General features: G+C 42.9%; 11 protein-coding genes. 9 read left to right on the top strand and 2 right to left on the bottom strand.

Features of this window, described 5'->3' with window-relative positions; all coding sequences use genetic code 11:
- The 3 genes from JCM15124_RS11760 to JCM15124_RS11750 all read left to right on the top strand — a co-directional run.
- Positions 1-732 (top strand): S9 family peptidase (locus tag JCM15124_RS11760; RefSeq protein ID WP_024999560.1); only part of this gene is annotated, 732 nt, incomplete at its 5' end.
- A gap of 59 nt (positions 733-791) precedes the next feature.
- Positions 792-2,414, top strand: coding sequence for an MFS transporter (locus JCM15124_RS11755; protein ID WP_024999559.1), 1,623 nt, complete (start codon positions 792-794; stop codon positions 2,412-2,414).
- 427 nt (positions 2,415-2,841) lie between these two features.
- Positions 2,842-3,303, top strand: coding sequence for a hypothetical protein (locus JCM15124_RS11750; RefSeq protein WP_024999558.1), 462 nt, complete (start codon positions 2,842-2,844; stop codon positions 3,301-3,303).
- Positions 3,304-3,431: 128 nt separating this feature from the next.
- On the opposite strand, the gene JCM15124_RS11745 is transcribed toward JCM15124_RS11750, so the two are convergent.
- Positions 3,432-4,133, bottom strand: coding sequence for an HAD family hydrolase (locus JCM15124_RS11745; RefSeq protein WP_024999557.1), 702 nt, complete (start codon positions 4,131-4,133; stop codon positions 3,432-3,434).
- A gap of 119 nt (positions 4,134-4,252) precedes the next feature.
- Here JCM15124_RS11745 and JCM15124_RS11740 point away from each other — a divergent pair, with 119 nt between their 5' ends.
- The 4 genes from JCM15124_RS11740 (at position 4,253) to ahpF (ending at position 9,493) form a co-directional block, all read left to right on the top strand.
- Positions 4,253-5,179 carry a hydrogen peroxide-inducible genes activator gene (locus tag JCM15124_RS11740; RefSeq protein WP_024999556.1) on the top strand — a complete coding sequence of 309 codons (927 nt, stop codon included), beginning with the start codon at positions 4,253-4,255 and terminating at the stop codon, positions 5,177-5,179.
- Positions 5,180-5,516: 337 nt separating this feature from the next.
- A complete protein-coding gene (gene eno, locus JCM15124_RS11735; RefSeq protein WP_024999555.1) occupies positions 5,517-6,824 on the top strand; it encodes a phosphopyruvate hydratase in 1,308 nt (435 codons plus the stop codon).
- A gap of 349 nt (positions 6,825-7,173) precedes the next feature.
- The gene (gene ahpC, locus JCM15124_RS11730) at positions 7,174-7,740 is read left to right on the top strand and encodes an alkyl hydroperoxide reductase subunit C (protein ID WP_024999554.1); all 567 of its coding nucleotides are present in this window, start codon (positions 7,174-7,176) and stop codon (positions 7,738-7,740) included.
- 193 nt (positions 7,741-7,933) lie between these two features.
- Positions 7,934-9,493: an alkyl hydroperoxide reductase subunit F gene (gene ahpF / locus JCM15124_RS11725; RefSeq protein ID WP_024999553.1), complete on the top strand. Its 1,560-nt coding sequence runs from the start codon at positions 7,934-7,936 to the stop codon at positions 9,491-9,493.
- A gap of 396 nt (positions 9,494-9,889) precedes the next feature.
- Here the strand turns inward: ahpF and JCM15124_RS17005 are convergent, their stop codons facing one another.
- Positions 9,890-10,024: a hypothetical protein gene (locus JCM15124_RS17005; protein WP_262499282.1), complete on the bottom strand. Its 135-nt coding sequence runs from the start codon at positions 10,022-10,024 to the stop codon at positions 9,890-9,892.
- A 12-nt stretch (positions 10,025-10,036) separates the two neighbouring features.
- Here JCM15124_RS17005 and JCM15124_RS11720 point away from each other — a divergent pair, with 12 nt between their 5' ends.
- Together JCM15124_RS11720 and JCM15124_RS11715 are read left to right on the top strand one after the other, a co-directional pair.
- Positions 10,037-11,266: a site-specific integrase gene (locus tag JCM15124_RS11720; RefSeq protein ID WP_024999552.1), complete on the top strand. Its 1,230-nt coding sequence runs from the start codon at positions 10,037-10,039 to the stop codon at positions 11,264-11,266.
- Between the two features lie 50 nt (positions 11,267-11,316).
- Positions 11,317-12,098 (top strand): phage integrase SAM-like domain and Arm DNA-binding domain-containing protein (locus JCM15124_RS11715; protein WP_024999551.1); only part of this gene is annotated, 782 nt, incomplete at its 3' end.

The raw sequence follows: 12,098 nt of genomic DNA, 5'->3' as shown, positions 1-12,098 counted from the left end.
TTTACTCACTTCGACCCAAACAAGAAGTATCCTACTCTTCTCTACTGCGAAGGTGGTCCACAAAGTCCTGTATCACAATTTTGGAGCTTCCGTTGGAACTTCCAAATGATGGCAGCAAACGGCTATGTAGTGATTGCGCCAAACCGCCGCGGTCTTCCCGGATATGGCAGCGAATGGAACGAAGCCATCAGTAGCGACTGGACAGGGCAGTGCATGAAGGACTACTTGTCGGCTATCGACGACGCTGCAAACAACCTTCCATACGTCAATAAGGACAGATTAGGTGCAGTAGGTGCTTCGTTTGGCGGTTTCTCTGTTTACTATTTGGCAGGGCACCACAACAAACGCTTCAAGGCATTCATTGCTCACGACGGTGCTTTCAACCTCGAAAGCATGTACACCGATACAGAAGAGGCTTGGTTCAGCAACTGGGAATACGACGACGCATATTGGAACAAAGACCGCACAGCTGCAGCTGCACGCACATATAAGAACAGTCCGCACCTTGATGTAGACAAGTGGGACACTCCTATTCTCTGCATTCACGGCGAAATGGACTACCGCATTAATGCAACACAAGGTATGGGTGCATTCAACGCTGCCCGCTTGCGTGGTATTCCTGCAGAGCTGTTGCTCTTCCCCGATGAGAACCACTGGGTGCTGAAACCACAAAACGGCGTGCTCTGGCAACGCACATTCTTCAACTGGCTCGACCGCTGGTTAAAGAAGTAAAAGGCAGATTTAAATGAACTTTAATAAATAACAGAAAAAACAATAACAATTATATTTTTATGACAGAACAAATAAACAAAACACTTAGAGACTCTGCTGCCGCACGTTGGACAGCCCTTTTGCTTTTGTCTCTCGCTATGTTCTGTTCTTACATCTTTGTAGACATCTTGTCGCCTATCAAAGACTTGATGCTCTCACAAAGAGGTTGGGACTCAACAGCATTCGGAACAATGCAAAGTTCTGAAACATTCCTGAACGTATTTGTATTCTTCCTTATCTTCGCAGGAATTATTCTCGACAAGATGGGTGTACGCTTCACAGCCCTCCTTTCCGGTGCCGTGATGCTTACAGGTGCTTGCATCAAGTATTATGCCATTAGCGAAAGCTTCATCGGCAGCGGACTTGAAACTTGGTTTACCGAGAACCTGAACCACGTTCCTTTGTTCGAACAGTTAGGCGTTTCTCCTTTCTACGAAGGCATGCCGGCCTCTGCAAAGCTCGCAGCCATCGGCTTTATGCTTTTCGGTTGCGGTACCGAAATGGCAGGTATCATGGTTTCTCGTGGTATCGTAAAATGGTTCAAGGGCAAGGAAATGGCACTTGCCATGGGTTCTGAAATGGCATTTGCACGTTTAGGTGTTGCTACCTGTATGATTTTCTCACCTTTCTTTGCTAAGTTAGGCGGCAGCGTAGACGTTTCTCGTTCAGTGGCATTTGGTGTTGTTCTTATCTGTATTGCTGTAATGATGTTCGTTGCTTACTTCTTTATGGATAAGAAACTCGACTCTCAAACCGGCGAGTCTGAAGAGCAAGACGACCCATTCAAGCTCAGCGACCTCGGTCAAATCCTCAGCAGTATGGGCTTCTGGTTGGTTTCTTTGCTCTGCGTACTCTACTATTCTGCCATCTTCCCATTCCAAAAGTATGCGGTAAACATGTTGCAGTGTAACCTTACCTTCACTCCTGTCGATAAAGATTCGTTCTGGGCTTCAACCGAAGTTACAATTATCCAGTACGGCATTATGCTGGTAGTTGCTATAACAGCATTCATGTTCAACTTCATGAAGAACAAGAACGTTAAATACTCTGTGCTGCTCATCTCTATCCTCTCGCTCATTGGTTATTGCTATATGGGCTATATGCGTCAGTCTGCAGAGTCTATCTTTGCTGTGTTCCCATTGCTCGCAGTAGGTATCACACCTATCCTTGGCAGCTATGTAGACCACAAGGGCAAGGCTGCTACAATGCTTATCTTGGGTGCTTTGCTGCTCATTAGCTGCCACCTCACATTTGCATTCGTTCTCCCTGCATTCAAGGGCAATGCCATTGGCGGTGTTGTTGTAGCTTACCTAACAATCCTCGTGCTCGGTGCTTCGTTCTCGCTTGTGCCGGCTTCGTTGTGGCCAAGTGTGCCAAAGCTCGTAGACCCAAAGATTATCGGTTCTGCTTACGCACTTATTTTCTGGATTCAGAACATCGGTTTGTGGTTGTTCCCATTGGTTATCGGTAAGGTGCTCGACAACTCGAATGTTGGTATTACCGACCCAACGAAGTACGATTACACCAATCCGCTCCTTATGTTGGCAGGTCTTGGTGTAGCAGCATTGGTAATCGGATTTATCCTCAAGATTGTGGACAAGAAGAAAGGTCTTGGTTTGGAATTGCCAAACATTACCGAATAATCTAACATACAAGATAAAAAGAAAAGACCGAATCCTCGCTCAGGGTTCGGTCTTTTTTCGTGCTTACGCAAATAAGGCTTCAGAAAACGCCGACCATTCACCTTTTAAAAACAGATAATCAAAGGGGTTGTACGCTGCAAAAACATTTGTTACTGAAATTATTTACATGTAAATAATAATTTATTTACGTGTAGAGAAATATTTACTTACACGTAGAAAAATATTTATTTACGTGTAAGTAATTCTTTAGACTTCCATCATAACGAGTTAAACACCTACATATCAAAGCCTTTTAAATCTTTCTTAATAGTGCATAGAATAACTGTTTTATGAGGAGTTCTACTTTTCAGAGTTAAAAAGTGATAAACGTTTGTGATACCTTAACACTTTTATTACCTTTGTATATTATTAACTAATACATATTATTATGAAGAGAATATTACTTGCTTTATTGGTAACAACGCTTACATTGTCTGTTTCTGCTCAAATAAAGAAGGCAGATGATGGGTATTATTATATATATTCTTCATTTTCATATCCTTCAATTAATATAAGAAATATGAAGGATTCTTATGCGCCACTTCTTAAAGTTACAGCTTTTGGAAAGTTCGAACTTGTTACAGAAAATGGAAAGGCTGTATTATTCAATAGTGGTACTGCAGTTAAAAATTACCTTTCGTTGAAAGGTTGGGAGTGTTTGAATCAAGGAACTTTACTTAGTCCTTATCGTAAGAAGGTAACGAAAGAAGAATTGGCTCGTGAAGTTGAAAGTTGTAAAATATTTTTAGAAACAGAAGAAGCGATAAAGGCTTATACAGAAACAGTTAATTCTAATCCTACATTGGCAGGGCATAGAATGTTTCATGTTGTTGGGCAAACCGAATTGTAATACCCACGTATTTTTCTACCATATACTTGAGAAGTATTCTTATTGCTGCCTTCTTGTTATATAAAATAGGGGAACATTCTCATTGTTAGAATGTTCCCCTATTTTCAGAATACCTCTTAAAGATGGTTTTAAAGATACTGCAAGATGCCGCTTATCTCGCTTACGGTAACAAGATGGTTGTGTTCGTACTCGTCGGCATGCTCGTGTTGCCACAATATTTTAGACGGTATATGGATAGCATAACCACCCAACTCCAAGACAGGTGCTATATCGGAACGGAACGAATTGCCCACCATGACAAGCTCGTTGATAGAACAATCGAAGCGTTTGCAAAGCATTTCATATTCTTTCTGCGTTTTGTCAGACACCACAACGATGGCATCGAAGAAGGTTTCCAAGCCCGAACGCTTCAGCTTGTTCTCTTGATCCAACAGCTCTCCCTTGGTAAAAACCACCATTTTATAATCTTTTCGTGCGCTACTCAAGGTGCTAAGCACAGTCTGCACCCCTTCTAAGGGAGTGGCAGGCATATTCAACAAGTCTTTTCCAAAGTCTAAAATCCGTGCTATTTTATCAGCCGACAGGTTGTCGTTGCTCATCGAAACGGCATTTTCGATAAGCGAAAGCACGAACGCCTTGCAACCATAACCCAACAAGGGCATATTAGCCGTTTCGGTTTTGAACAGCGCAGCAGAAACTTCTGCAGGTGTTCCGTAATCGCTCAATATATCCTGATATTCCTTTTCCGCAGCATCGAAGTGCGACTGACAGTCCCATAAGGTATCATCAGCGTCGAAAGCAAGCAGTTTTATTTTATCTTTTCCAATCATTCCGCAAAATTAATAAATAAAAAACGAAAAACATTCTACATTTAGCATTTCCTCGAAAGGTTGTTTAAAAAAATATATTACCTTTGTATTTCTAAAAGAATTAATCTCTCCTAATATATATGACACTTCAACAATTAGAATATGTTATGGCGGTTTACCGATGCAAACATTTTGCAAAGGCTGCCGACTACTGCAACGTTACCCAACCTACGCTAAGTTCGATGATACAGAAATTGGAAGAAGAACTGAGCGTAAAGATATTCGACCGAAGCAAGCAACCCATCAAACCAACTGCCGAAGGAATGCTCATTATAGAGCGGGCTTGGAACATTCTCGTACGGGCAAAGCAGCTGAAAGAAGTTGTTGAAGAAGAGCGGCATTCGCTTTCGGGAACTTTCCATGTTGCCGTATTGCCCACCATAGCTCCTTACCTTATTCCGCGCTTCCTCCCACAACTTATGAACGAGTACCCCGAGTTGGATATTCGTGTTACGGAAATGAAGACAGAAGACATACACAAAGCACTGAAACACGGCGAAATAGACGCAGGCATCGTTGCACAGGTGGAGGGACAGGAAGGTTTCGACAGCGACCACCTCTACTTTGAGAAGTTCTTTGTCTATGTATCGAAGGGCGATACCTTGTTCAACAACAAGGCAATTCGCACAGCCGACTTGACGGGCGAATATCTTTGGCTGCTCGATGAGGGGCATTGCTTCCGCGAACAGCTCGTAAAATTCTGCCATTTAAAGTCGGCTGCGAAAAGCAAGAAAGCATACAATCTCGGCAGTATCGAAACTTTTATGCGCATTGTAGAGAGTGGAAAGGGGGTAACATTTATTCCCGAACTTGCGCTTGAGCAACTTACCGAAGTGCAAAAAGAGTTAGTGCGTTCTTTCGCCCACCCCATTCCCACGCGCAACATCATATTGCTCACACAAAAGAACTTCCTCCGCACTTCGCTCCGACAACTCATCACAGACAAAATTCGCGCATCTGTTCCGGCCGGTATGCTGCAAATGAACAAAACGCAGCAAGCATTATAAAAAGCTCCAACAAGTGCTATCAGAACATTCAAAGCACCTGAAAACACGTTAGATTGTTCAGTGCAGATAGCAATATAAACAATAGGAAGCATACAAAAATTGCACCCGTGTTATTTTGTGTGAAATGTTTGCCACTCTCATTTCTTTTTTATAATTTTGAAGTCGAAAACGTAATAAGACGTCAAGATTTGCCCACAGAAGTGTGAAAAGGCAACCTTGAGAGAAGGATAACATTTAGTTTAACGTCTGAAAAAACAAATCAGTTACCCTTCCAGCATATAAAATACAAAAGGAAAAAAGAACATTTTTAAATAATACAATTCACAAAGGTAAAATTATGAAGATTGAAAAAGTACACGCTCGTGAGATTATCGATTCACGTGGCAATCCTACTGTTGAAGTTGAAGTAACACTCGAAAATGGTGTAATGGGTCGTGCAAGCGTACCATCAGGTGCATCTACAGGTGAAAACGAAGCACTTGAACTTCGCGATGGCGATAAAGGTCGTTTCTCAGGCAAAGGTGTTTTGAAGGCAGTAGAAAACGTAAACAACGTTATTGCGCCTGCATTGAAAGGCTTCTGCGTAACAGAGCAACGTGCAATCGACTATAAGATGTTGGAACTCGATGGTACTCCTACCAAGAGCAAGTTGGGTGCTAACGCTATTCTCGGCGTTTCTTTGGCAGTAGCACAAACTGCAGCCAAGGCTTTGAACATGCCTTTATATCGCTATATCGGCGGTACTAACGCTTACGTATTGCCGGTACCGATGATGAATATCATCAACGGTGGTGCACACTCTGATGCTCCTATCGCTTTCCAAGAGTTTATGATACGCCCTGTTGGTGCTGCAAACATTCGCGAAGCATTGCGTATGGGTGCTGAAATCTTCCACACATTGGCTAAAAACTTGAAGAAACGCGGTCTCTCAACAGCTGTTGGAGACGAAGGAGGTTTCGCTCCTAAGTTCGAAGGCATCAAGGACGCACTCGATTCTATCATGCAGGCTATCAAGGACGCAGGCTACGAACCGGGCAAAGACATCAAGATTGCCATGGACTGTGCTGCTTCTGAATTTGCTGTACAGGAAAACGGCGAGTGGTTCTACGACTACAGTCATCTCAAGAACGGCATGCCTAAAGACCCTAACGGCAAGAAACTCACTGCCGATGAGCAGATTGCATACTTGGAAGAACTTATTACCGAATACCCAATCGACTCTATCGAAGACGGTCTCGACGAAAACGACTGGGAAAACTGGGTTAAACTTACAGCTAAGATTGGCGACCGCTGCCAGTTGGTAGGCGACGATTTGTTCGTTACCAACGTTAAATTCCTTGAAAAAGGTATCAAGATGGGTGCAGCAAACTCAATCCTTATCAAGGTTAATCAGATTGGTTCTTTGACCGAAACACTCGAAGCTATTGACATGGCTCACCGCGCCGGTTACACTTCTGTTACTTCACACCGCTCTGGCGAAACAGAAGATACAACTATTGCAGACATCGCTGTGGCAACAAACTCAGGTCAGATTAAGACAGGTTCTATGTCTCGTACAGACCGTATGGCTAAGTACAACCAACTTATCCGCATCGAAGAAGAACTTTGCTGCACAGCAAAATACGGTTACAATAAGATTAAGTAACATCTTTTTTACGAACAACAACAAGGGGATAGACCAACTGTCTATCCCTTTTTTCGTTATATACCGATGCTGAAAATAGCAAGATTGTATATCGTTTATACAAAAAAAGAATACCGGAAACATTGTTTCAATAATATAAAACACTGATAATTAAACAATTAAAGTAATATATAGATATTTTCAATTGCTCAATAGATATTATCTGTTGTGCAATATTATATATATGTCTACCTTTGCATTGTCAAACAGAACAACTGACAATAAAATTGAAAATTTAAACTAACAATAATAATTATTGATGAGCCGACGGTGCTAAACCGAAAGCCGTTGAAAACAAAACAACAGAAAAATGGAAACAATTATCAATGCAACAGCTCCTGAATTTAAGGTTCAGGCATTCCAAAACGGTGAGTTCAAAACAGTTTCAAGCGAAGATATTAAAGGCAAGTGGGCTATTTTCTTCTTCTATCCGGCTGACTTTACATTCGTTTGTCCTACAGAACTTGTAGACCTTGCTGACAAATACGAAGAGTTGAAGGGCTTGGGTGTTGAAGTATTCTCAGTAAGCTGCGATACTCACTTCGTACACAAGGCATGGGCAGACGCTTCTGACAGCATCAAGAAGATTAACTACACTATGCTTGCAGACCCTCTCGCAGTATTGGCAAAGGGCTTCGGCGTTTACAAAGAAGACGAAGGTTTGGCTTATCGCGGTACATTCGTAGTAGACCCGGAAGGCAAGATTAAGTTGGCTGAAATACAAGACAACTCTATCGGTCGTAATGCTGACGAGCTTGTTCGCAAGGTTAAGGCTGCACAGTTCGTAGCTTCTCACCCCGGCGAAGTTTGCCCTGCAAAGTGGAACGAAGGTGCTGAAACCTTGAAACCAAGCATCGACCTTGTAGGTAAGATTTAAGCAACCGACTGACAGGAAAGGTTTTCACTATACAAAACATTATGGACAGTCTCTCACTCTCCTATCAGCCTTCTTTCCAAAAGATAAAAAAGGCAAGATAGGAAAGTAAGAGACTTTTTCTTTAATCTGCCGACAAGAATAACAAGGTTGCATTCTATAACAAACGATACACACTAATTTTAAAAGCAGAAATATGTTAGACAAGAATATATTAGACCAAGTAAAAGGTATATTTGCATCGCTTAAATCGCAGATAACCTTTGCTGCAACAAGCAAAAAAGACGATGAGAAGAAAGGCGAACTGCAAGAATTTCTCAACGATATAGCTTCAACATCAGAAAAATTGTCGGTTAGTTTCACTGAAGAAGAGAACGCACAACTCAGTTTTAAACTACTAAAAGACGGCAACGAAACAGGTATTACATTCCGTGGGCTACCAAACGGACACGAATTTACATCGCTCCTTTTGGCTGTTCTCAATACCGACGGACAGGGCAAGAACTTTCCCGACGAGGCAATACAGCGCAGAATAAAATCGCTGAAAGGCAAAATCGCACTGAAAACATACGTTTCACTTACTTGTACCAACTGTCCTGACGTTGTTCAGGCACTCAACCTCATGTCGCTCATCAACCCCAACATCAAGCACGAAATGGTAGATGGCGGTATTTACCGGCAGGAAGTAAGCGACTTAAACATACAAGGAGTGCCCGCGGTGTACTGCAACAACGAGTCGTTGCACATCGGACGAGGCGACCTCGGCATACTTTTGCAAGAGTTGGAAGATATGGTAGGCAGCGAGGCACTTGAAAACGAAGAATCAATAGAGCGCGAATACGATGTGATTGTTGTAGGTGGCGGTCCTGCCGGTGCGTCAGCAGCAATCTATTCTGCACGTAAAGGCTTGAAAGTGGGCTTGGTTGCAGAAAGAATTGGCGGACAAGTGAACGACACAACAGGCATTCAGAACCTTATTTCTGTGCCCAATACAAACGGAACACAGCTTGCCGCCGACTTAAAAGCGCATCTTGCCGACTATCCTATCGACCTTTTTGAACATCGAAAAATTATAAATGTAAGCTTGAAAGAGAAGATAAAGAGCATCAAGGTGAAAGGTGGCGAAGTGTTCAAGGCTCCTGCCGTAATCATCGCAACAGGTGCAAACTGGCGCAGACTGAACGTCGGCGACGAGGCTAAATACATCGGACACGGTGTACACTTCTGCCAACACTGCGACGGACCTTTCTATAAAGGCAAGAATGTAGCCGTGATTGGTGGCGGAAACTCCGGTTTGGAAGCAGCCATCGACCTTGCAGGCATTTGCAATAAAGTTACGGTATTTGAATTTGGCGATACCCTTCGTGCCGATACCGTATTGCAGGAAAAGGCTAAGCAAATAGAAAACATGAGCATTTTTACCAATGCACAGACCACCGATGTTAAGGGCGACGGCACCAAACTGACAGCACTGACTGTTAAAGACCGCCTGACAGAGGAAGAAAAAGACTACGAATTTGATGGTGTTTTCGTACAAATAGGTCTTGCAGCCAACAGCGATGTATTCAAAGAAGAACTGGAACTGACACCACGCAACGAGATTAAAGTAGACGAATTTTGCCGTACTGCCATTTCGGGCGTCTATGCTGCAGGCGACGTTTCTAATGTTCCGTACAAGCAAATCATTGTTGCTATGGGCGAAGGTGCCAAGGCCGCCCTCTCGGCATTCGATGACCGTTTACGTGGAATTATCTGATAAAGGCTCATAATAAAGTAAAACTATAATATACAAGAACGGGGGGGACAGCTCATTAAATACGCTGTTCCCTCGTTTCATTATTGGAACTATCTACACTTGCCGGCGAAAAACTGGTTGTTCCTCTTAACTTTAAAAACACATTGAAAACACGTTTGTTTTATAAAGATAATTCTATTAAAATGTGATATAGTCGTTTTGGCATTGCGAAAGTGGCTGTTTTGCGATGCAAAACCCTACGCTTCGAAAGGTAACTAATCAACGAAAATGAAGGAATATCGATGTTGATGTAAACTAACTGATAATGAAGAGGGAATGCTCTGATTTGCATAACGCTGCATTGTTTGTAAAAGGCAGGAAAGTGCAGATTTAGGCAGAAGTTCAGTTACCAGAGTGTTACCTTGTTTTGATGTAGGTAACGATGGTGCAGTATTCGGTAACTGAATTATTTTCGCTCGTGTGGCTGTTGCTGCGGTCGGCAGTTTTCTGCGTAACTAAAGAACGCTTTAATTCGGGTAACTTTACCCACAAATATTAAAGCGTATGAAAACAGAAAAGATGAAGGTGTTGCTCTACCTCAAAAAGAGTGGCTTGGACAAGTCTGGCAAAGCTCCGATTATGGGACGAATAACGATTGGGCGTTCCATTGCCCAATTTAGTTGTAAACTATCTTGTAATCCCGATTTGTGGAATCCACGTGAGAGCAGGATGGACGGCAAGAGCCGTGAGGCGGTGGAGGTTAACGGAAAGTTGGAGAATTTGCTACTTTCCATTCAATCGGCTTATCAATCATTGATTACCAAAGGTTGCCCATTTGACGCAACCGATGTAAAGGAACAATTCCAAGGAAGCATTCAGGCACGGTGTATGCTTATCGAAAGGCTGGATATGCTCATCAAAGAGAAAGAAATCCATGTCGGCGTGGACATCAAGAAAGAGTCCCTTTCAAGTTATCATTCCACGAGAAACCACTTGCAGAAGTTTGTTCAAAGAAAGTACAAAGTTTCAGACATGGCTTTTTCCCAACTGACGGAGGACTTTATCTATGAGTTTCGCCAATACTACTTGGGAGTATGCGGCTTCCAAGAAAGTTCCTTCTTCGCAGTGGCATCACATTTGAAAACGGTCTGTAGGTTGGCGTATCGTGAGGGAATAGCCGACACCCTGATGTTTGACAAAGCCCATATAGAGCGAGGAGATAAGAAAGCCCCGAAGGCACTCGACAAGGAAGCCTTGGAGAAGTTAAAGGCTCTCCGCTTTGATGATTTGGAGGAGGAAATGGAAACGGCAAGGGATATTTTTCTTTTTGCCTGTTATACAGGTGCCGCGTATTGCGATTTGATGGAACTAAATAAATCTCATCTTGTCCGTGATGACGAGGGAAATTTATGGTTGAAGTTCAACCGTCAGAAGACAGGTGTACTATGCCGTATCAAATTGCTGCCCGAAGCCATTAGTCTGATAGAGAGGTTTCACAGCGATGAAAGGGAAACACAGCTCCCCTATATCAAGTACAAGAACTATCAGACCTGTCTGAAAGCCCTACGGCTTCGCGCAGGTATCCCCTTTCCCTTTACCACGCATACAGCAAGGCACACCTTTGCCACGCTCATCACGCTTGAACAAGGCGTACCCATCGAAACGGTGAGCAAGATGCTCGGGCATACCAATGTAAGCATGACAGAACGCTACGCAAAGGTGACACCGCAAAAGCTCTTTGAGGAGTTCGGTCGCTTCCTTTCTTTCACAGAAGATTTGCAGTTGGCAATTTAATCTCTCTGTTTCTTTATTTCTTATCCATTTTATTCAAAATCATCAAGACAATGAGAAGTACATTTAAGATACTGTTCTATATCAACAGACAGAAAACAAAGGCTGATGGTAAGACAGCCATTCTCTGCCGTATCACCATAGACGGGAAGAGTTCCGCCATAACCACAGGCGAGGAATGCCTGCCGGCAGAGTGGAATACCAAACAAGGACAGACTATCCACAAAAGGATAAACAAAAAGCTAACAGAGTTCAGAGAACTTGTAGAAAAGACTTATCGGGATTTACTGATAAAGGACGGAGTGATAAGCGTGGAACTTATCAAGAACCACTTGCAAGGTATTGCCACCAATCCGACAACGCTGCTTGCCATGAGCAGGGCAGAACTGCAATCCGTCAAAGAGTGTGTGGGAAAGTCAAAAGCAGAAAGTACGTACCAAAATCTTTGCTATTCCGACAAGCTGTTATGCGAGTTTGTCAAGGATAAAGGAGAAAAGGATATACCTGTAACCATCATTACGGAAGATTTGTTTGAAGAGTACCGCTTTTATCTTAAAAAGCAAGGATTGGCAGCTGCAACCATCAACCGCTATCTTTGCTGGCTAAGCAGGTTGATGTACCGTGCGGTCAGCCAAAGGCTCATTCGCTGTAATCCCTTTGAGAATGCCAAGTACGAGAAAACGGAACAAAAGATACGCTTCCTGCAAAAGAACGATGTAGCTAAACTCATGGCTTTAAAAGTAAACGATAAGGAGGCTGAACAGGCAAGGCTGATGTTTGTCTTTGCTTGCTTTACAGGCTTGGCTATTACCGACATGGAGCACCTACAATATAC

The organism is Prevotella falsenii DSM 22864 = JCM 15124 (genome assembly GCF_000613945.1).
Taxonomy (GTDB): domain Bacteria; phylum Bacteroidota; class Bacteroidia; order Bacteroidales; family Bacteroidaceae; genus Prevotella; species Prevotella falsenii.
Note: the sequence above shows the minus strand (reverse complement) of the source record. Positions and strands in the feature narration are given on the sequence as shown.